This is a genomic window from Pseudomonas canadensis (assembly GCF_030980095.1).
Classification (GTDB): domain Bacteria; phylum Pseudomonadota; class Gammaproteobacteria; order Pseudomonadales; family Pseudomonadaceae; genus Aquipseudomonas; species Aquipseudomonas canadensis.
Genome location: NZ_CP133298.1, coordinates 4,877,209 through 4,899,095, shown reverse-complemented (window position 1 = coordinate 4,899,095; position 21,887 = coordinate 4,877,209). Strand labels below are relative to the sequence as shown.

The following is a 21,887-nucleotide window of genomic DNA, read 5'->3' as shown; positions in this document are numbered from 1 at the left end:
GGAGGGGGCCGGTTCTTTGCCGCAAGAACGATTTCTTGCGGCGAATAAGATCAGGTTCAGATCGAACGCATCAAGTTATTACCCGTTAGAGCAACCGTTGCCCATCACATGGTAATTAAGAATATGGCGCTGACCTTGTGAGTCTTCATATTCCATCTTCACCGGTACAACTTCGCACACTTCCGGAATACTGCTCATGGACAATACTTTGGCAACATCCAAGTGGGTGCTGTAAGTGTAGTCTTCAACGATCGGGGTGTTGCGGCCAGCTACGTCAGTCGGGGCTTCGTCGGCCAGGGCGGCGGTTGCGCACAAGCTGCTGAGGGCCATAACTACTAAAGCTTTCATTTCTCTATTTACCTTATTTAGGTCGAATGGGGTCACGGGGCCCTTGTGAGGCCACGTGTGTAACTTAAGAGTTGGGAAGTTCGGATTAACGTTGCCTTCGTGGGGGCTGTTGCGTTGTTAATCACAGTGCCTTGTTGGCGGAGTTGATTTTAGGCCCCCAGGTTATATTCATATACCCGTACTTTTGATAAACACTATTGGCGGTTTTTGTAACAATCCCGTGGTAAAGCTTTTTTCACATAGCTGCGAAACGCCGCAGCCCGCGGGCTAGAGGTGCAAACGGGGATATCAGGGCAATTTGTAGGGGCTTGTTACTACCATCGTCGAATGGTTCTATAGGTCAGCCCCGGCTACAACAGGGCCATACAAAAACAACTATGTCACCGAGGTAAGAAAGATGAGTGCGGCTTCCCTGTACCCCGTTCGCCCCGAAGTAGCAGCCAACACGCTGACCGACGAGGCGACCTACAAGGCCATGTACCAGCAGTCGGTGGTCAACCCCGATGGCTTCTGGCGCGAGCAAGCCAAGCGCCTTGACTGGATCAAGCCTTTCACCACGGTGAAGCAGACCTCGTTCGACGATCACCATGTCGATATCAAATGGTTCGCCGATGGCACCCTGAACGTTTCCTATAACTGCCTGGACCGTCACCTCGCCGAGCGCGGTGACCAGGCGGCCATCATCTGGGAGGGCGACGACCCTTCCGAAAGCCGCACCATCACCTACCGCGAGCTGCATGAAGAAGTCTGCAAGTTCGCCAACGCCCTGCGCGGCCAGGATGTGCACCGCGGCGACGTGGTGACTATCTATATGCCGATGATCCCCGAAGCCGTGGTCGCCATGCTGGCCTGTACCCGCATTGGTGCGATTCACTCTGTGGTGTTTGGCGGTTTCTCGCCGGAGGCCCTGGCCGGTCGCATCATCGACTGTAAGTCGAAGGTGGTGATTACCGCCGACGAAGGCATCCGCGCCGGTAAGAAGATTCCGCTGAAGGCCAACGTCGACGACGCCCTGACCAACCCGGAAACCAGCAGCATCCAGAAGGTCATTGTGTGCAAGCGTACCAATGGCAACATCAAGTGGAACCAGCATCGCGACATCTGGTACGAAGACCTGATGAAAGTGGCGGGCACCGTCTGCGCGCCAAAAGAGATGGGCGCCGAAGAAGCGCTGTTCATCCTCTACACCTCGGGTTCCACCGGCAAGCCCAAGGGCGTGCAGCACACCACCGGCGGCTACCTGCTGTATGCGTCCCTGACCCACGAACGTGTGTTCGACTATCGCCCGGGCGAAATCTACTGGTGCACCGCCGACGTCGGCTGGGTCACTGGCCACACCTATATCGTCTATGGCCCGCTGGCCAATGGCGCGACCACGCTGCTGTTCGAAGGTGTGCCGAACTACCCGGATATCACCCGGGTGGCGAAGATCGTCGACAAGCACAAGGTCAATATCCTCTACACGGCACCGACTGCAATCCGCGCCATGATGGCATCCGGCACCGCTGCGTGCGAAGGCGCAGACGGCTCCAGCCTGCGCCTGCTCGGTTCGGTGGGTGAGCCGATTAACCCAGAGGCGTGGGACTGGTACTACAAGAACGTCGGCCAATCCCGTTGCCCGATTGTCGACACCTGGTGGCAGACCGAAACAGGTGGCAACATGATGAGCCCGCTGCCGGGCGCCCATGCGCTCAAGCCGGGTTCGGCAGCACGGCCATTCTTTGGCGTGGTGCCGGCGCTGGTGGATAACCTGGGCAACCTGATTGAGGGCGCTGCCGAGGGCAACCTGGTGATCCTCGATTCGTGGCCAGGCCAGGCGCGTACGCTGTACGGCGACCATGACCGCTTCGTCGACACCTACTTCAAGACCTTCCGTGGCATGTACTTCACCGGTGACGGTGCGCGTCGTGACGAGGATGGTTACTACTGGATCACCGGTCGCGTGGACGACGTGTTGAACGTGTCCGGCCACCGTATGGGCACTGCCGAGATCGAAAGTGCCATGGTTGCCCACCCTAAAGTCGCTGAAGCAGCGGTGGTGGGTGTGCCACACGACATCAAGGGGCAGGGCATCTATGTGTATGTCACGCTCAAAAATGGCGAAGAACCGAACGAAGCGCTGCGCCTGGAGTTGAAAAACTGGGTGCGCAAGGAAATCGGGCCGATTGCTTCGCCAGACGTGATCCAGTGGGCACCGGGCTTGCCGAAGACGCGGTCGGGGAAAATCATGCGCCGTATCCTGCGCAAGATTGCCACGGCCGAGTATGACGGTTTGGGCGATATCTCCACTCTGGCGGACCCGGGCGTGGTGGCGCATTTGATTGAGACGCACAAGACCATGAACGTCGCTTAAAGCAGGTTTGAGCGATGGAGCCCCATTCGGCGTAGGCCGGGTGGGGCTTTTTTATGCGCTCTCAAAAACACTGAAGATCAACTGTGGGAGCGGGCTTGCTCGCGAAGGCGGTGTATCAGTTGGCTGATATGCTGACTGACACACCGCCTTCGCGAGCAAGCCCGCTCCCACAGTTTGATTGCATTCCAAGGCTGCTCATTGGTGGGACGACTTCATAAGGTCAATAAATATCGGATTGTGTTGTGGGATATGTCTGAATGTTACCGTCGAGCGCAAATGTGTAACCCGCCGCCCAAACATGAGGCAAAGCGCTACGCCAATGCCCCGAAAAACCGCGTTTTAGACACCCCAGCAAATAAGATTAAACGCCAGACTTGCCGTGCTAGAAGGGTTTGCGAATAATAGGCCCGCAATTTGCAGCGTCTACAGGTTTAATGTCTTTTGTCTCTGCATAAAATACAGAGGCTGTCAATGAGCTGGAACCGCTTTCTCGGTGCTTCTGTAAATTGTTGTCGCATTGAGGAAATATCGGCTTCCGGCCTGTCGTTAGAATGCCGATCACTCGCTCGTCGTCTCCAGTGTGTAACTGGTGTGGGACGCAGCACCGCAATTCGGTTTCCCTTAAGTCGCATCGTGGGCCATGGCTCATACTGCTGTTTTGCCCTATACCGATGGAGTCCCAAGATGAAGAAACTCGTGCTGTTGGGCGCCCTGGCGCTGTCCGTGCTGTCCATGCAGGCTTTCGCTGAAGGCAAGCCCCTGAAAATTGGTATCGAAGCGGCTTACCCTCCGTTTGCCTCCAAAGCGCCCGATGGCAGCATCGTCGGTTTTGACTACGACATCGGCAACGCCCTGTGCGCAGAGATGAAGGTCAAGTGCACCTGGGTCGAGCAGGAATTCGACGGCCTGATCCCGGCGCTGAAAGTGCGCAAGATCGATGCGATCCTGTCGTCCATGTCCATCACGGAAGACCGCAAGAAGTCCGTGGACTTCACCAACCGCTATTACCTGAGCCCAGCACAACTGGTGATGAAGGAAGGCACCACCGTCAGCGACAGCCTGGATGAATTGAAGGGTAAGAAAATCGGCGTACAACGCGGTTCGATCCACGATCGTTTCGCCAAGGAAGTCCTGGCTCCTAAAGGCGCCACGGTTGTGCCTTACAGCTCGCAGAACGAAATCTACCTGGACGTTGAAGCCGGTCGCCTCGACGGCACCGTGGCCGACGCCACCCTGCTGCAAGACGGCTTCCTGAAGACGCCGGCCGGTAAAGGCTACGCGTTTGTGGGCCCACAGTTCACCGACGCCAAGTACTTCGGTGACGGCATCGGCATCGCCGTACGCAAAGGCGACAAGGAAAACCTCGACCGTATCAACGCAGCCATTGCCGCGATCCGTGCCAACGGTGAGTACAAGAAAATCCAGGACAAGTACTTCGACTTCGATATCTACGGCGCTGACGCCAAGTAAATCGTCGCAGCTGTCTGTCCAAAATGGCGCAAGCAACAGAATTCCTGAGGTTTGCGCCATTTTTTCATCCCCCTTTTCGAGGACCTGAATCATGTTGAAAGGCTACGGGGCCGTCATCCTCGATGGCGCATGGTTGACGCTTCAGCTCGCCTTGTCGTCCATGGCCTTGGCCATTGTTCTGGGTCTGATCGGGGTCGCGTTACGCCTGTCGCCGGTGCGCTGGTTGGCTTGGCTGGGTGACTTGTACTCCACGGTGATCCGCGGGATCCCCGACCTGGTGCTGATCCTGCTGATTTTCTACGGCGGTCAGGACCTGCTCAACCGCGTCGCGCCGATGCTGGGCTACGACGACTATATCGACTTGAACCCCTTGGCCGCCGGTATCGGTACCCTGGGTTTCATCTTTGGCGCCTACCTGTCGGAAACCTTCCGTGGCGCCTTCATGGCCATTCCCAAGGGCCAGGCCGAAGCCGGCCTTGCGTATGGCATGAGCAGTTTCCAGGTGTTTTTCCGGGTGATGGTGCCGCAGATGATCCGGCTGGCGATCCCCGGGTTTACCAACAACTGGCTGGTCCTCACCAAAGCCACCGCGCTGATTTCGGTGGTGGGCCTGCAAGACATGATGTTCAAGGCCAAGCAGGCGGCAGACGCTACCCGCGAGCCTTTTACCTTCTTCCTCGCAGTGGCGGCGATGTACCTGGTGATCACCAGTGTGTCGTTGCTGGCCTTGCGTCATCTTGAGAAGCGCTACTCGGTAGGCGTAAGGGCGGCTGATCTATGATCTTCGACTACAACGTCATCTGGGAGGCCATGCCGCTGTACCTTGGCGGCCTGCTGACCACCCTGAAACTGCTCGCCATCTCGCTGTTCTTCGGCCTGCTCGCAGCTTTGCCTTTGGGCTTGATGCGCGTGTCCAAGCAGCCGATCATCAACGGCGCGGCCTGGCTATACACCTACGTGATCCGTGGCACGCCGATGTTGGTGCAGCTGTTCCTGATCTACTACGGCCTGGCCCAATTTGAAGTGGTGCGCGAAAGTTTCCTCTGGCCGCTGCTGTCCAGTGCCACGTTCTGTGCGTGCCTGGCGTTTGCGATCAACACCAGCGCCTACACCGCCGAGATCATCGCCGGTAGCCTCAAGGCCACCCCCAATGGCGAAATCGAAGCGGCCAAGGCCATGGGCATGTCGCGCTACAAACTGTATCGCCGCATCCTGTTGCCATCGGCCTTGCGCCGTGCGCTGCCGCAGTACAGCAACGAAGTGATCATGATGCTGCAGACCACCAGCCTGGCCTCCATCGTCACCCTGATCGACATCACCGGCGCCGCGCGCACGGTGAACGCCCAGTTCTACCTGCCGTTCGAAGCCTACATCACCGCTGGCGTGTTCTACCTGTGCCTGACCTTCATTCTGGTGCGCCTGTTCAAGTTGGCCGAGCGCCGCTGGCTGAGCTACCTGGCTCCACGGAAGCATTGATATGGAACGTATCGATCACCTGTTGCCTTGGGGCCACCTGGGCTGCGAGCGTCAACTGAGCGTATTCCGTTTCGGCCAGGGCGAGCGCAAGGCGTATATCCAGGCAAGCCTGCACGCCGATGAATTGCCCGGCATGCGCGCCGCGTGGGAGCTGAAAAAGCGCCTCGCCGAACTGGAACAGCAAGGCGCGCTCAACGGCGTGATCGAGCTGGTGCCGGTGGCCAACCCAATGGGCCTGGGCCAACTGCTGCAAGGCAGCCACCAGGGCCGTTTCGAGGTGGGCAGCGGCAAGAACTTCAACCGTGATTTCGTCGAGTTGAGCGAGCCGGTTGCCGAGTTGCTCAGCGGCAAGTTGGGTGATGACCCCCACGCCAATGTGCGTTTGATCCGTCAGGCGATGAGCGATGTACTCAGCGCGTTGCCCGAGCCAAGCAGCCAGTTGCAAGGCATGCAGCGCATCTTGCTGAGCCACGCCTGCACCGCCGATGTGGTGCTCGACCTGCATTGCGACGCCGAAGCCGCACTGCACATGTACGCGCTGCCGCAGCACTGGCCGCAGTGGCGTTCGCTGTCGGCGCATTTGAATGTGAAGGTCGGCCTGCTGGCGGAAGACTCCGGCGGCAGTTCGTTCGATGAGGCCTGTTCGCTGCCGTGGTTGCGTTTGTCTCAGGCGTTTCCTGAGTCGCAAATCCCGTTGGCTTGCCTGGCGACTACGCTGGAGCTGGGCGGTCAGGCCGATACCGGGCGTGACGAGGCGATTTTTCACGCCGAAGGTATTCTCGCGTTCCTCGCTGAGCAGGGCTTGATCAAGGGCGAATGGCCTGCGCCGCAATTCGAACCTTGCGAAGGCGTGCCTTTCGAGGGCACTGAATTGCTGTTCGCGCCCCACGCCGGGGTGATCAGTTACCTGCGCAAAGCCGGTGAATGGATCGAAAAAGGCGAGCCGATTTTTGAAGTGATTGATCCCCTGGAAGACCGCGTCAGCACCATCTGCGCAGGTACTTCGGGGGTGTTGTTTGCCGTTGAACGGCTACGTTATGCCCAAGCGGGTTTCTGGCTGGCCAAGGTGGCGGGGCGCGAAGCGCTGCGTCACGGGCGCTTGCTCAACGACTGACCACCTGTTTTTGTGAGAACCGACCGCATGTACAAACTTGAAGTCCAAGACCTGCATAAACGCTATGGCAGTCATGAAGTGCTCAAAGGCGTGTCCCTGGCCGCCGCAGCCGGTGATGTGATCAGCATCATCGGTTCCAGTGGTTCGGGCAAAAGTACCTTTTTGCGCTGCATCAACCTGCTGGAGCAACCCCACGCCGGCAAGATTCTGCTGAACAACGAAGAGCTGAAACTGGTGGCCAACAAGGACGGCGCCATGAAGGCTGCCGACCCTAAGCAACTGCAACGCATGCGTTCGCGGCTGTCCATGGTGTTCCAGCATTTCAACCTGTGGTCACACATGACCGCGATTGAAAACGTGATGGAAGCCCCGGTGCACGTGCTGGGCGTGTCGAAGAAAGAAGCCCGTGAAAAGGCCGAGCACTACCTGGCCAAGGTCGGTGTGGGTCATCGTAAAGATGCGTTCCCCGGTCACATGTCCGGCGGCGAGCAGCAGCGCGTAGCCATCGCCCGTGCCTTGGCAATGGAACCGGAAGTGATGTTGTTCGACGAGCCCACCTCGGCGCTCGACCCGGAACTGGTCGGTGAAGTGCTCAAGGTGATGCAGGACCTGGCCCAGGAAGGCCGCACCATGGTGGTGGTGACCCATGAAATGGGCTTTGCCCGTGAAGTGTCGAACCAACTTGTGTTTTTGCACAAAGGCATCGTCGAAGAGCGCGGTAACCCGCGTGAAGTGCTGGTGAACCCGCAGTCCGAGCGTTTGCAGCAGTTCTTGTCCGGCAGCTTGAAATAATCAAGACTGCCGTTGTGCACTGAAGTAGTGCATGCTCCACAGTCTTGAAACTGGCCCCAATCCCTGTAGGAGCTGGCTTGCCAGCGATAGCGATCTACCTGGCCCACCGCGATCGCCGGCAAGCCGGCTCCTACAGTAGATCGTCAGTTGATCGTTATCGGGTTTGCGTAGCTCGCTGTTTGTTTTGAGATTTGTGTTGGTTTACGGGCTAGCATTAGCCCTTGTCTTCATTACTGTTACTGGCTCCGGATAGCACTCCATGACCGCCCACAAAATTGGTTTCCTGATTTGGCCCAGCACAAAAGCCCTGACGCTTGCGCTGGCTGAGGAGGCCTTGCGCGTTGCCCAGCGGGTGCATCCGGATGTGGTCTACGAGCTGTCGTTCCTGCAAGCCGAGCCGGCAACCGAAGGCGCCTGGCAACTGCCGGGCGAGCCGTGGGCTGGCAAACTGGAAGGCTTTCAGAAACTGTTCCTGCTGGCGGATGAACCGCCGACGGTCATCGCTTCCCAACTGAGCACCGCGCTCAAGCAACTGGTCCGCGCCGGCTGTGTGATCGGCGGCTTGTCGGCCGGTGTGTACCCGCTGGCCCAACTCGGCCTGCTCGACGGCTACCGCGCCGCCGTGCACTGGCGCTGGCAGGACGATTTCGCCGAGCGTTTCCCCAAGGTTATCGCCACCAGCCATCTGTTCGACTGGGACCGCGACCGTCTCACTGCCTGCGGTGGGATGTCGGTACTCGACCTGCTCTTGGCAGTGTTGGCCCGTGATCATGGCGCCGAACTGGCGGGTGCGGTGTCCGAAGAACTGGTGGTGGAACGCATCCGTGAAGGCGGTGAGCGTCAACGCATTCCGCTGCAAAACCGCCTGGGTTCCAGCCATCCAAAGCTGACCCAGGCTGTTCTGTTGATGGAGGCGAATATCGAAGAACCGCTGACCACCGACGAAATCGCCCAACATGTATGCGTGTCGCGACGACAGCTCGAACGGATCTTCAAGCAGTACCTCAACCGCGTCCCCAGCCAGTACTACCTGGAACTGCGCCTGAACAAGGCCCGCCAGATGCTCATGCAAACCAGCAAGTCGATCATCCAGATCGGCCTGTCGTGCGGCTTCTCCTCGGGCCCGCATTTCTCCAGTGCCTATCGCAATTTCTTCGGCGCCACCCCGCGTGAAGACCGCAACCAACGCCGTAGCAGCAGCCCGTTCGAGTTGTCGTCGGTGCCGTCCGAGCGCGGTTGACCGCTGGCGAGTCGTTATTCCTCCGTGGGCTCTGGGGAGCTGGACCTCACCAGTGGATTGCCGTTTGCATCCAGGCCCGCTGCCGCCACCTCCAAATCGTCACCGGTTTGCGTGTAGTACTGCCTGAGGATATCCAGACTCGCTGCCGACAATGGGTTGCCGCTCAGGTCTGATGCGGTGTCGAGCTGCGTGGCCAGTTGTAAAAAGTCCGCAGGCACCTCTTCGATCAAATTGTCGCTCAAGTCCAAGGTGCGCAACTCGCGCAAGGCGAATAGCCCTTGTGGGATTTGAGTAATGTCGGTGTCTGGCAGGTACAGCGTTTCCAGTTCGGTCAGTTGACTGACGTCAGGCGTGAGGCCCAGCCGGTTGCCGCCCAGGTCCAGGTACTGCAGGGTTCTCATCCCCGACAAGGCGTCGGCACTTGTGGGTGTCAAACGGATAGCAGATTCAGTCAGGCTGAGGGCGTTGAGCTCAGCCAGGCTGAACGCGGTGAGGGGAATATCGCCCAGGCTGAATCGTGAGATGACCAGGCTCCTGAGTTTGGGGAAGCATTTGAGCAGTCCGTCGATACGGGTGGTGGTGCCATTGCCTTCAAGGTCGAGTGTTGTCACATGCTCAAACCGGGCGCTCAGTTCGGGTAGCTCCCCTAGGATCGGCGCGTCAAAGGTCAGCTTATGGCTCGGCTCAAACCTGTCGTCGTTGTCGTCCACTTCGCTTTCGCGGCGCCAGGCTTCTTCAAGCAGCGCTTTGAATGCCCGGCGATTGAGCTGATCCTGTGCCCGCGTTTGTTCATCCAAAAGCGTGTCCACGACGGGGTGCCGTTCTGGCACATCCACCACCCATTCTTCAAGGTCGGTGCGCAGTTGGGCGTATTCGGCTTCAAGCTGTTCGATGGCAGGCTCTGCCGCGTCCAGGTCACCGGGTAGCTCAAAAAAGAAGCGGCTGGCTTCGTTTTCGGTGAAGGTGGGGTACAGCGCTTCGATCCTTTCTCGCAACGACGTCGGCGCATCGACGCGCCAATGCTCGCCAGTGCGCTGGCAATGGCGTTTGATCTGCATCAGTGCCGAGCGGTTCAGTGGGTTGCGGGAGAGTTCGAAGACGGCGGTGACTGCGTCGGGCAGCCTGAACATGCTGTCGGGAACCTGGGTGATCAGGTTATTGCTCAGTTTGACGTGTTGGCGCTCCACGGCTGTCAGCAGGCTGTCGGGGATGGCCGTCAAGCCGATGTCTTCAAGGTCGATGCTGGAAAGCCTGGGCATCGCGCTGAAATCCGGCAGTTGCCCCAGAGGGTTATGGCTCAAGTCCAGTGTCCCCAGCTCGCTCAGCGTGGCCAGTGATGCGGCACCGTCGGTTGATAATGTGAGCGCGCATCGGGGTAGGCGCAATGATGACAGTTGCTGCAGGTCCCATAGCGATGCGGGAATATCGCCCATCACATAACCCTCGATAAATAAGTGGTTAAGCGACGGGAATCCTCTAAAAAAAAGCGGCGACTGCAGGGGGAATGGACCTTGCGCACCCTTCAAGCGCAATGAAGACACGTGCTTGAACACGCCGCTGTCAAGTGACGGGAATGTGCCAGTCACAGGCTGTGGGCTTTCCACGGCGAACGTGGGAATGACCTGAGGGTTGCTCGCATCCAATGCACCTTCTCGGCGCCAGCAGGCTTGGAGTTCCTCTTTGAATTCCTCTCGCCAGGCTTGCTCCTCCGGTGCGGGGGCTTGCTGTGCCCACGTATCAAGCACGTCGGACAGGTCAGCATATTCAACTTCCAGTCGCGCCAGTTCGATCTGACCCATTTCAATATTGCCAGTCAGACCAAAGAGAAAGCGGTTGACTTCGTTCACGCTGAAGTCCGGGAAGAGCGTATTGACGCGCTGAATATCGATTGCCAATGCGTCTGTGCTCCAATAGAGGCCTGTTCGCTGGTAATAGCTTTTTACCTGCTCCAAGGTCGCTCGCGACAGCGGATTTCCCGAGAAGTCGAAGGTGGTTGGGGTGTCGGCGGGCAGATCGAAAAGCGCGGAAGGCAGCTGTGTAATCTGGTTTCGGGACAGCACTGCCAGCTCCAGCGATGCTCGGCTGAGCAGACCGGTAGGTACGGCGCGAATGCCAGTCTCGGACAGGTCCAGGTTGAGCAGATCAATCATGCGTTCAACGTTGGGGGTGAACCCCAGCGGGTTGTTGTACAGGTCCAGGGTTCGAAGTCTATTCATGGCCGTCAGCGCATTCAGGCTGTCGGGTGTCAGGGTGATACCGCAGTCGCTGAGGACCAATGTGTTGAGGCGTGGCATTGCGCTGAGAGAGGGTGGCAGTTGACCCAGTTGGGTATTGGCGATGCTGAGGTGGCGAATGTTGGGAAAGCTACGCAAAAAACCATCGACATTATTCAGTGCGGTCTGGTTGCCATTGAATTCAAGGTAGGAAATATGCTCGAAATTAGCCTGCAGCGCCGGTAGCTCTCCAGACAGAATGGCGTGCGATTTGAGTTTCTGACCGTTTTGGCTGGGATGCTCGAAGTAGGTATCTGTCTCGGTTTCCCGGCGCCAGGCGCTCAAGAGTTCACGCCAGAAAAGCACGCGGTTTTGCCGCATGTCACTGTATTCCTCACGGCCCATGTTCACCTCGGTGCCCGGGTAGCGGCGCGGGGTGCGGGCTGCCCAGTCGGCCAGGAGACGATTAAGTTGCAGATACTCCTGGCGTAGGGCGGTTAGTGCCGGAAAGGCTCCACCCGGACGGCGTTCCAGTGCCTGGATCATCTCGCCGATTTGTTCATCGGTGTGGGCTGGATACAGCTCTCGTGCCAACGCCTGCGCGTTGGGCTGTTCAGCCGGTGCAGCCGGTGGGTAGTTGTCCATGCCCAGCAGGCGCAGATGGGTGCGGGTGTCGGTAGGCGCGCGGGCGGGCTCGGCGGTGATCAGCTTGCGCAAGGGGGCGCGTTTCAGTGCATGGGTGCGCAGGGCCAGCCGCAGATCGGGGCCTTGGCCGATGCGCAGGCCCAGGGCGTTGCGCTCGGCATCGGGCAGGGCCTGGAGCACCGCGTTGTACAGGTCGGTTGCGCCGGACAGTTCGCCGCTGTCGTCTTGCGGGGTGTAACGCCCATCGGCCGAGCGCACCAGGACTCTTTTGATGCGTGCCTTGGGTTTGCCGATGGCATCCAGGAGGGTGGTCTCGGGTGTGGAGCTTCTGATCTCAATGCGCACCCTTTTTCCTGCCCAGCCGGGCAATTGCTCCAGGGAGTGCAAGGCCAGTCGGTGGGTGTCCAGGTTGTCCGTAGAGTCGAGGTATAAACCGTCGTAGGCATGGTTCACCCCGGCTTCGTCTCGCAACGCTTGCGCCAGCTCGGTCAAGCGCGCGGGAACTGTTCCTTCGTCAACGGCCTTGAGTTCCTGGCTGTTGGCGGTGTCCAGCAGGGCGTCGGCTGCGGTGAGCGGCAATCCGGGTGTGTTGTCGATCATGGCCTGTTGGCGAGGGGTGACAGGGCGATCCAGCTGTTGGTAGCGGGTGTTGAACAATTCAGCTCGATGCGATTGAGCCAGCCCGGCCAGTTTTTTCCTGAGTTTAAGCGCGCGATTGTCCAGGGAGGTTGGCGGGTCGCCGAATGCTTCTCCCAGCAAGGTTTTGCGTTGGGGTTCATCCAGCGCTTCCAGCAGGGTTTTCAGCAAGTCACCGTTTTTCAACTGGGCTTCGTGTATTTGCACCACGCTGGCGTTTGTTTCGCCGGGCAACTCCCAGGCGGTTCTGCCTTCGGCATCTACAAACCGAAGGGTCTTGGCTTTTGGCCAAAGGTCCAGGTTGGCCAGCAGGTGCAGTTGGGACTGCGCATCGGCCCGCTTGAAAAGCGCGGGATCATCGCTGTTCATTTGATCAATGAAGTCCTGCAGCGTCTGGTCGATCTGGACGCGGTCGACGGTATCGGTCAGCAAGGGAGGCGGCTGGTGCTGGTTGACGTACATCTTGCGCAACGCGCCGTCGTCCGTGGCGCTGATGCGCCGAGCGGTGACCAATTGTTCATCGCTGAGCCCGGCGGTTTTAGGGCCTTGGCGTTTCATGAGGGTGGCGCTGTCCCAGCTCAGGGGGGTGTCCAGTTCGCTCACCCAAGCGCCTTTGCCGTTGGTCAGCAGGGGCGGGCGGTAGGCGTTGGCCCGGGTGGGATGTTGAAGGTAAGGCTGCTGGGTGACAGGGTCCTTCTGTACAACAAACGGTTTGTCCGGGAGCAGCAGGATATTTTTACCGTTGTGGGCGTGCAGGCCCTCGGCGTTTGGATAGGCGTGGTCGGCCAGTTTGATAGCGTGGGCGTAGGGTGCAAGGTCTGGCTTCCAGAGTCGTGCCTTGCCGTTGGGCAATGTGACGGGCTTGAGACCATTGAAAAACGTGATGACTTCGGCAGGCAGCGCAGCACGCAAGGCGCCAGCGGCCAGCGGCGCGCCCGCGATGAACAGGCCCAATTCTAATCCTTGCTCCACGAATGACAGAAAATGCCCCCAAGCTACGGTCGCGTCGCCCACAGCCAGGTCGATGATCCATTCAAAAGCGTCATCAAGCATTTGATAGGCGGCGTAGCCGAGCATCAACAGGCCCACCGGGGGGGCAAATGGGGCGACAACCAGCGCTGCGATTTGCAGGATGGCCGCGGCCACTTTCTGCACGATGGCCCAGCGCTCCCAGCGTACTCGCTGATCGACGCTGGCGGTGGACACCGCGATGATGCGGGCATCGTTGAACACCTTGCTGAATTTTGTCTCAAACAGATGCTCGAACAGGTTGCCGCTGATGCTGGAGGCGCTGAACGTCAGGTGTGGCTTATCGATGGGTGTCTCGCGCCAGGAGGGCAGTGGATCGCCACGTGTGTGCTCGTGCCAAGTGACCTTGGACAGCCTGCGGTTGAGGTCGGCAAAGAAGAGGCCGCGCTCTTCGTGATTGACGAAGCGGCTGAAGAACTGTTGATACTCAGCGGTGCGCAGGTTGTTGCCCAGTGCGGTCATGAAGTCGACGAGTGTGGGGTATTGCTTGAGCGGCGCGTAAGGGTCATCCGGGATATAGGCGATAACACCCACCGGGCGACGGCTGCCAATGTTCTCGGCAAACAGCACGATGCCGGTGAGTGGGGTGGACATGATGCTCAGGTTGTAACACCGCAGCGGGAAGCAGGTACTCAGGCTGCCGTCGCTGTTGATCAGGCGTTGCAGGAGTATGAATGACTGATCATCGTGCAGATCGTCTTTCATCCAGGCCATTTGCAGCGCGACGTGCAGGTTCGCTGCCTGGCTTTGCCTGACCTTCAATTTCAGGCTCGCCATGGCCACTGGGTTTTTGAAATCAAAGAATTGTTCAAGATAGCGCTGGTACTTGGCGCCGATGTCCAGTTCCCGGCACAAGGCAGTGAATTGCGCCACGGTGATTCGCGTGTGGAGCGCGGGCAGCTTGTCGAATTGCCCGGTGCTGGTGGGGTGGGTGATGAAGGCTGATAGCGCTTCGAATGCCTCGCCGTCTTCAAAGTTGTGCAGGGCGGCGTCGATCAATGACACCGTCCAGGTTCTTGCGCCGCCTGATCGAACGGGGAACCAAGGTATCGTTTGGGGAATGTAGAGCTGCAGGTAAGTGGTTTTGACGTCAGTTTCGATACCGAAGCGTTGCTTGAGTAACTGTTGTAGCAGCGGCGCGCCGAAGTCTTGCGCCGACTTCAGCTCGGCCAGGGTCTGGTCGAGTTGCAGTTGTGCCTCCCAGGCGGTATTCATGCGGTTTTTGAGGCGGTCATGATCTTCCGGGGAGGCCGTTTTGTACCACTGCGCAAAGTCTGGCTTTACCGTGCGAAACGCTGCGCGCTTGTCAGGAGAGAGCTTGGGCAGCCAGTCGGGAACCGCCTGCGTGAGGATCTTCAGATGCAAGTCGCGATAAGTCGACAGGTCCGGGAGCGGGATGGAAGGAGTAGGTGGGGTCACGAGAGAACGCCTTTGTGTGATGAATAGGCGTGAGAGCAGACCAATTTCTTCCGACCGACCAGAGGTAGATAGATAGCCGACCACCCCTTGCGTTGCATCTATCTTGCTGAACACCTGCCGCTGCGACACCACAGTGTTTAAACTGCGCCATTGCGACGCTATTTGTCGCATTGGCGTAAACCCGCCAAAATCGCGGGTTGGCGCTATAAGAAGTTGTCGCTTGGCGGCAAGGCCGCGCTGAAAACTGTCCTTACAATCCCTGCATCGCCCGCCAGTTCCAGGCAGGCGTTCCTCTTCAGGAGACTCCGATGTCCGTTGAGCAAGCCCCGGTGCAACGTGCCGATTTCGACCAGGTCATGGTGCCTAACTACGCACCGGCCGCATTCATTCCTGTACGTGGCGAAGGTTCGCGCGTGTGGGACCAGGCGGGTCGCGAGCTGATCGACTTTGCCGGCGGCATCGCGGTCAACGTATTGGGCCACGCCCACCCGGCGCTGGTCGGTGCACTGACCGAACAGGCCAACAAGCTGTGGCACGTCTCCAACGTTTTCACCAATGAGCCGGCCCTGCGCCTGGCCCACAAGCTGATCGACGCCACCTTTGCCGAGCGCGTGTTCTTCTGCAACTCCGGCGCCGAGGCCAACGAGGCCGCATTCAAACTGGCCCGTCGCGTTGCGTTCGACCGTTTCGGCAGCGAGAAATACGAGATCATCGCCGCGCTGAACAGCTTCCACGGTCGTACCCTGTTCACCGTCAACGTTGGTGGCCAGTCCAAGTACTCCGATGGTTTCGGTCCTAAAATCACCGGTATCACGCACGTGCCTTATAACGACCTGGCCGCGCTGAAAGCCGCCGTGTCGGACAAGACTTGCGCTGTGGTACTCGAGCCGATCCAGGGCGAAGGCGGCGTACTGCCGGCTGAGCTGGCTTACCTGCAAGGCGCCCGTGAGCTGTGCGACGCGAACAACGCGCTGCTGGTGTTCGACGAAGTGCAGACCGGCATGGGCCGCAGCGGCCATCTGTTCGCTTACCAGCATTACGGCGTGACCCCGGACATCCTTACCAGCGCCAAGAGCCTGGGCGGCGGTTTCCCGATCGCGGCGATGCTCACCACTGAAGCGCTGGCCAAGCACCTGGTCGTCGGCACTCACGGCACCACCTACGGCGGCAATCCGCTGGCGTGCGCGGTGGCCGAGGCGGTGATCGACGTGATCAACACCCCAGAGGTGCTGGCCGGCGTCAACGCCAAGCACGACCTGTTCAAGGCGCGCCTGGAGCAGATTGGCAAACAGTACGGCATCTTCACCGAAGTACGCGGCATGGGCCTGTTGATGGGTTGCGTACTAAGCGACGCATTCAAGGGCAAGGCCAAGGACGTGTTCAACGCGGCCGAGAAAGAAAACCTGATGATCCTGCAAGCCGGCCCGGACGTGGTGCGTTTCGCACCGAGCCTGGTGGTGGAAGAGGCGGATATCAAGGAAGGCCTGGACCGGTTTGAGCGTGCCGTAAAAACACTGACGCAAGCCTGATAGCGACATATTTTGCTGGTCGGACCGTTTCCAAATGTGGGAGCGGGCTTGCTCGCGAAAGCGGTGGTTCAGTCGCTAGATGTATTGACTGACAGATTGCATTCGCGAGCAAGCCTGCTCCCACATTGGATCTGTGTGAATCAAAATTCCGTGTCCGGCATTTTTCCCTCTGTGAGTTTTTCGAGTTAAGGAGTGACACCATGCTGGTGATGCGCCCCGCGCAAATGGCTGATCTGGGCGAGGTACAGCGTCTGGCTGCGGACAGCCCGATTGGTGTCACCTCCTTGCCGGACGATGTGGAACGCCTGAGCGACAAGATCGCCGCCAGCGAAGCGTCCTTCGCGGCCGAGGTCAGTTTCAACGGCGAAGAGAGTTATTTCTTCGTGCTTGAAGACACCGAGACCGGCAAGCTCGCCGGTTGCTCGGCCATTGTCGCGTCGGCGGGCTACTCGGAACCTTTCTACAGTTTCCGTAACGAGACCTTCGTGCACGCCTCCCGCGAGCTGAAGATTCACAACAAGATCCACGTGCTTTCCCAGTGCCACGACCTCACCGGCAACAGCCTGCTCACCAGTTTTTATGTGGTGCCCGAGCTGGTCGGTTCGCCGTGGTCGGAACTCAATTCCCGTGGCCGCCTGCTGTTCGTTGCCAGCCACCCCGAGCGCTTTGCCGACTCGGTGGTGACCGAGATCGTCGGCTACAGCGACGAGAACGGCGACTCGCCGTTCTGGGACGCCATCGGGCGCAACTTCTTCGACCTCAACTATGCCGCCGCCGAGCGCTTGTGCGGGCTGAAAAGCCGTACCTTCCTCGCCGAGCTGATGCCGCACTACCCGATCTACGTGCCGCTGCTACCGGACGAAGCCCAGGAAGCCATGGGCCAGGTGCACCCGCGTGCGCAGATCACCTTCGACATCCTGATGCGCGAAGGCTTCGAGACTGACCATTACATCGACATCTTCGACGGTGGCCCGACGCTGCATGCACGGGTGTCGGGCATTCGCTCGATCGCCCAGAGCCGCGTGGTGCCGGTGAAGATCGGTGAGATGGTCAAGGGTGTCGGTCGCCAGTACCTGGTGAGCAACGCGCAGTTGCAGGATTACCGCGCGGTGATGCTGGAGCTGGACTATGCGCCGGGTAAACCGGTGACGTTGGACCTTGCAGCGGCCGAAGCCCTGGGTGTTGGTGAAGGCGCGAGCGTGCGCCTGGTAGCGGTTTAAAAAGAGAGTTTCGCGGGTGGCTGACAACAGCGGCCCGTTCGAGGAGATAGCATGATCGTTCGTCCCGTACGCAGCAGCGATTTACCGGCCCTGATTGATCTGGCGCGCAGCACCGGCACCGGCCTCACCACCTTGCCGGCCAACGAAGAGCGCCTGACCCACCGCGTGGGCTGGGCCGAGAAAACCTTTCGCGGCGAAGCCGGGCGTGGCGATGCCGACTACCTGTTCGTGCTGGAAAACGACGAAGGCCGTGTGGTGGGCATTTCCGCGATTGCCGGCGCTGTTGGCCTGCGTGAGCCCTGGTACAACTTCCGGGTCGGCCTGACGGTCAGTGCCTCCCAGGAGCTGAACATCTACCGCGAGATCCCGACGCTGTTCCTGGCCAACGATCTCACTGGTAACTCCGAGCTGTGCTCGCTGTTCCTGCACGCCGATTACCGCACCGGCCTCAACGGCCGCATGTTGGCCAAGGCGCGCATGTTGTTTATCGCCGAATTCCCGCAGTTGTTTGGCAATAAGATCATTGCCGAGATGCGCGGCGTGTCCAACGACGCCGGCCGTTCGCCGTTCTGGGAAAGCCTGGGCCGCCACTTCTTCAAGATGGAATTCAGCCAGGCTGACTACCTCACCGGCGTGGGCAACAAGGCGTTTATCGCCGAGCTGATGCCGAAGTTTCCGCTGTACAGCTGCTTCCTGTCCGAGGATGCGCGCAACGTGATCGGCAAGGTCCACCCGGACACCGAGCCGGCGCTGAGCATGCTCAAGAGCGAAGGCTTCAGCTACCAAGGCTATGTCGACATCTTCGATGCCGGCCCTGCGGTGGAATGTGAGACCACCAAGATCCGCGCTGTGCGCGACAGCCAGTCGCTGGTGCTGGCGATTGGTACGCCGGGGGACGATGCCACGCCGTTCCTGATCCATAACCGCAAGCGCGAAGAATGCCGCATCACCGCCGCCCCGGCTCGACTGGCGGCAGGCACGCTGGTGGTCGATCCACAGACCGCCAAGCGCCTGCAACTGGTGGTGGGTGATCAAGTGCGCGCTGTTCCGTTGTCCGCTGCTCGGGAGTCGAAATAATGAATTCGTTGTATATCGCAGGTCAGTGGCTGACTGGTCAGGGTGAACTGTTTGAATCGCGCAACCCGGTGACCCAGCAGGTGCTGTGGGCCGGTAATGGCGCCACGGCCGAGCAGGTCGAGTCCGCCGTGCAGGCTGCGCGCCAGGCGTTCCCAGCCTGGGCCAGGCGCCCGCTGGAGGAACGCATCAGCGTGCTGGAAACTTTCGCCGCCACCCTGAAAAGCCGTGCCGACGAAATCGCCCGTTGCATCGGTGAGGAAACCGGCAAGCCGCTGTGGGAATCGGCCACCGAAGTGACCAGCATGGCCAACAAGATCGCGATCTCTGTGCAAAGCTACCGCGAGCGCACCGGTGAGAAGAGCGGCCCGCTGGGCGACGCCACCGCCGTGTTGCGCCACAAGCCCCACGGTGTGGTGGCGGTGTTTGGCCCGTACAACTTCCCTGGCCACTTGCCGAACGGGCATATCGTGCCGGCGTTGCTGGCGGGTAACACCGTGCTGTTCAAACCGAGCGAACTGACCCCTAAGGTTGCCGAGCTGACCGTGCAATGCTGGATCGAAGCCGGGTTGCCGGCGGGTGTGTTGAACCTGCTGCAAGGCGCGCGGGAAACCGGCATCGCGTTGGCGGCCAACCCAGGTATCGATGGATTGTTCTTCACCGGCTCCAGCCGTACCGGCAATCATCTGCACCAGCAATTCTCCGGGCGCCCGGACAAGATCCTCGCCCTGGAAATGGGTGGCAACAACCCGCTGGTGGTCGATGAAGTGGCCGATGTGGATGCGGCGGTCTACACCATTATCCAGTCGGCGTTTATTTCCGCCGGCCAGCGCTGCACCTGTGCGCGCCGCCTGCTGGTGCCGCAAGGTGCTTGGGGCGACGCGTTGCTGGCCCGCCTGGTGGCGGTCAGCTCGACCATTGAGGTGGGCGCATTTGATCAGCAACCCGCGCCGTTCATGGGCTCGGTAATCTCCCTCGCCGCCGCCAAAGCGTTGATGGACGCCCAGGAACTGATGCTCGCCAATGGCGCTGTGGCGCTGCTGGAAATGACTCAGCCTCAGGACCAGGCCGCCTTGCTGACCCCCGGCATCATCGACGTGACCGGCGTGACCGAGCGTGAAGACGAGGAACTGTTCGGCCCACTGTTGCAGGTGATCCGCTACGCTGATTTTGAAGCGGCGATTGCCGAGGCCAACAACACCCAATACGGTTTGGCCGCTGGTCTGTTGTCGGACTCCGAAGCGCGCTACCAGCAGTTCTGGCTGGAAAGCCGCGCGGGCATCGTCAACTGGAACAAACAGCTGACCGGCGCCGCCAGTACCGCGCCGTTTGGTGGGGTAGGTGCCTCGGGCAACCATCGCGCCAGTGCGTATTACGCGGCGGATTATTGCGCGTACCCGGTGGCCTCGCTGGAAACCCCGGCCTTGGTGGTGCCAGCAACCCTGACCCCCGGCATTACGCTGATCTAATGCAGGAGCCGGTTTTGTGGTGAGCGGGCTTGTCCCGCGCTGGGCTGCGAAGCAGCCCCAGAATTCGGCGGTGTACCCGTCGGGGGGCAAGCCCCCTCACCACAGCAAGCCCGCTCCCACATTAGGTCGGTGGTGTGTTCAAGTAATTTGATGCCTATAAAAATACAGATGTTCGTGGAGCCTCGCCGATGAAATCCTATGAAGTCAATTTTGACGGTCTAGTGGGGCCGACCCATAACTACGGCGGTTTGTCTTTCGGCAACGTCGCGTCCCAGAGCAACAGCCAGCAGCATTCCAATCCCAAGGAAGCGGCGCTGCAGGGCCTGCAGAAAATGAAAGCCCTGATGGACATGGGCTTTGTACAAGGTGTGTTGGCGCCCCAGGAACGTCCTGATGTGGCTGCCTTGCGCAACCTGGGTTTCAGCGGCACCGACGCTCAAGTGATCCAGCAAGCGGCCAAGGATGCGATGCCGTTGCTGGTCGCGAGCTGCTCCGCGTCGAGCATGTGGGTGGCCAACGCCGCCACCGTCAGCCCAAGTGCCGACACCTTTGACGGCCGCGTGCATTTCACCGCCGCCAACCTCAACTGCAAATATCACCGCAGCATCGAACACCCGACCACCAGCCGTGTGTTGGGCGCGATGTTTGCCGATGATAAACACTTCGCCCACCACGCCGCCTTGCCGGCCGTGGCGCAGTTCGGTGATGAAGGCGCGGCCAACCACACGCGCTTCTGCCGTGAATATGGCGAGGCGGGCGTCGAATTTTTCGTGTTTGGTCGCAGCGCTTTCGATCCCCGTTATCCGGCGCCGCAGAAATATCCGGCGCGCCAGACCCTGGAAGCGTCCCAGGCGGTCGCACGGCTGCACGGCTTGAAGGATGACGGCGTGGTCTACGCCCAGCAGAACCCGGCAGTGATCGATGCCGGGGTGTTCCACAACGACGTGATCGCGGTCGGCAACGGCGAAGTGCTGTTCTATCACGAAGATGCCTTCCTCAATACCGAACAGATGCTCGCGGAACTGCAAGGCAAACTGGGTAAGTTGGGCGGTCACTTCCAGTCCGTCTGCGTGCCGCGCGCGCAAGTCAGTGTCGAAGACGCGGTACGTTCCTACCTGTTCAACAGCCAGTTGCTGAGCCGCGCTGACGGCTCGATGCTGCTGATCGTGCCGGAAGAGTGCCGTGCCAATGAGCGCGTCTGGCAGTACCTGCAAGGCCTGACCGCTGCCGGTGGCCTGATCCGCGAAGTGAAGGTGTTCGACCTCAAGCAAAGTATGCAGAACGGCGGTGGCCCGGCGTGCCTGCGTTTACGTGTGGCGTTGAACGAAACGGAACTGGCGGCGGTGAATCCAGGCGTTATCATGACCGCGCCGTTGTACGAAACACTGACCCAGTGGGTAGGCAGGCACTACCGCGACAGCTTGCGCGAAAGCGACCTGGCTGACCCGCAGTTGCTGCTTGAATGCCGGACGGCACTGGATGAACTGACGCAAATCCTTAAACTGGGCTCGGTTTATCCTTTCCAGATCAATTAAACGCCGCATGGCTGAGAGCTATTTATGACCACCGACACCCTGAAACTGATTCTTGAAGACACCGACGGCACCCAGCTGGAAACTTCCTGCACCCGCGTCGCCGTGGTCTGGCAGGGCAAGGAAATCTGGATCCAGCACGACGGCCGTGGCCAACTGCTGATCGGCGTTGACGTGGAAGAAGGCGATGCGGAATACGCCAATCTGCTGATGCGCCCACTGGCCACCAACCTGATGAGCCTGCAACTGGAAATGGAACCGGCCGACGTTGAAGGTGATGACGACGATCACGTCCACGGCCCAGGCTGCAACCACTAAGGAAGCTGCG

At 59.7% G+C, this 21,887-nt stretch carries 15 protein-coding genes; 13 read left to right on the top strand and 2 right to left on the bottom strand.

The features are described from left to right. Positions 1-78: 78 nt before the first annotated feature. Positions 79-348 carry a DUF2790 domain-containing protein gene (locus RB216_RS22710; protein WP_028617622.1) on the bottom strand — a complete coding sequence of 90 codons (270 nt, stop codon included), beginning with the start codon at positions 346-348 and terminating at the stop codon, positions 79-81. 397 nt (positions 349-745) lie between these two features. On the opposite strand from RB216_RS22710, the gene acs reads away from it, so the two are divergent. The 7 genes from acs to RB216_RS22675 all read left to right on the top strand — a co-directional run bounded on the left by acs (position 746) and on the right by RB216_RS22675 (position 8,793). Then, complete coding sequence (gene acs, locus RB216_RS22705) at positions 746-2,701, top strand: acetate--CoA ligase (protein ID WP_028617621.1); 1,956 nt, start codon at positions 746-748, stop codon at positions 2,699-2,701. Positions 2,702-3,385: 684 nt separating this feature from the next. After that, a complete protein-coding gene (aotJ, locus tag RB216_RS22700; protein WP_028617620.1) occupies positions 3,386-4,171 on the top strand; it encodes an L-arginine-binding protein AotJ in 786 nt (261 codons plus the stop codon). Between the two features lie 91 nt (positions 4,172-4,262). Then, positions 4,263-4,952: an ABC transporter permease gene (locus RB216_RS22695; RefSeq protein WP_010208305.1), complete on the top strand. Its 690-nt coding sequence runs from the start codon at positions 4,263-4,265 to the stop codon at positions 4,950-4,952. Further along, on the top strand, positions 4,949-5,647 hold the full coding sequence (locus RB216_RS22690) for an ABC transporter permease (RefSeq protein WP_028617619.1): 699 nt from the start codon (positions 4,949-4,951) through the stop codon (positions 5,645-5,647). Before RB216_RS22695 ends, RB216_RS22690 begins: the two co-directional genes overlap by 4 nt. A gap of 1 nt (position 5,648) precedes the next feature. Beyond that, positions 5,649-6,761: a succinylglutamate desuccinylase/aspartoacylase family protein gene (locus tag RB216_RS22685; RefSeq protein ID WP_028617618.1), complete on the top strand. Its 1,113-nt coding sequence runs from the start codon at positions 5,649-5,651 to the stop codon at positions 6,759-6,761. Between the two features lie 27 nt (positions 6,762-6,788). Next, entirely contained in the window at positions 6,789-7,553 is a 765-nt protein-coding gene (locus RB216_RS22680; protein WP_010208310.1) for an ABC transporter ATP-binding protein, read from the top strand. Positions 7,554-7,812: 259 nt separating this feature from the next. Then, positions 7,813-8,793 (top strand): GlxA family transcriptional regulator, encoded by a 981-nt coding sequence (locus RB216_RS22675; protein ID WP_016979802.1) that lies wholly within the window; start codon positions 7,813-7,815, stop codon positions 8,791-8,793. Between the two features lie 14 nt (positions 8,794-8,807). On the opposite strand, the gene RB216_RS22670 is transcribed toward RB216_RS22675, so the two are convergent. Continuing rightward, positions 8,808-14,735: a dermonecrotic toxin domain-containing protein gene (locus tag RB216_RS22670; protein ID WP_308907926.1), complete on the bottom strand. Its 5,928-nt coding sequence runs from the start codon at positions 14,733-14,735 to the stop codon at positions 8,808-8,810. A gap of 308 nt (positions 14,736-15,043) precedes the next feature. Here RB216_RS22670 and RB216_RS22665 point away from each other — a divergent pair, with 308 nt between their 5' ends. The 6 genes from RB216_RS22665 to RB216_RS22640 all read left to right on the top strand — a co-directional run bounded on the left by RB216_RS22665 (position 15,044) and on the right by RB216_RS22640 (position 21,877). Beyond that, entirely contained in the window at positions 15,044-16,264 is a 1,221-nt protein-coding gene (locus RB216_RS22665) for an aspartate aminotransferase family protein (protein WP_308907925.1), read from the top strand. Positions 16,265-16,464: 200 nt separating this feature from the next. After that, entirely contained in the window at positions 16,465-17,484 is a 1,020-nt protein-coding gene (aruF, locus tag RB216_RS22660) for an arginine/ornithine succinyltransferase subunit alpha (RefSeq protein ID WP_003175655.1), read from the top strand. A gap of 51 nt (positions 17,485-17,535) precedes the next feature. Beyond that, positions 17,536-18,561 (top strand): arginine N-succinyltransferase, encoded by a 1,026-nt coding sequence (aruG, locus tag RB216_RS22655; protein ID WP_028617615.1) that lies wholly within the window; start codon positions 17,536-17,538, stop codon positions 18,559-18,561. Beyond that, complete coding sequence (astD, locus tag RB216_RS22650) at positions 18,558-20,027, top strand: succinylglutamate-semialdehyde dehydrogenase (protein WP_308908899.1); 1,470 nt, start codon at positions 18,558-18,560, stop codon at positions 20,025-20,027. The genes aruG and astD overlap by 4 nt, the downstream gene beginning before the upstream one ends. 188 nt (positions 20,028-20,215) lie before the next feature. Next, on the top strand, positions 20,216-21,562 hold the full coding sequence (gene astB / locus RB216_RS22645; protein ID WP_028617613.1) for an N-succinylarginine dihydrolase: 1,347 nt from the start codon (positions 20,216-20,218) through the stop codon (positions 21,560-21,562). A 24-nt stretch (positions 21,563-21,586) separates the two neighbouring features. Then, positions 21,587-21,877, top strand: a complete 291-nt coding sequence (locus RB216_RS22640) for a hypothetical protein (RefSeq protein ID WP_003214319.1) — start codon at positions 21,587-21,589, stop codon at positions 21,875-21,877. The last annotated feature ends 10 nt before the right edge of the window (positions 21,878-21,887 follow it).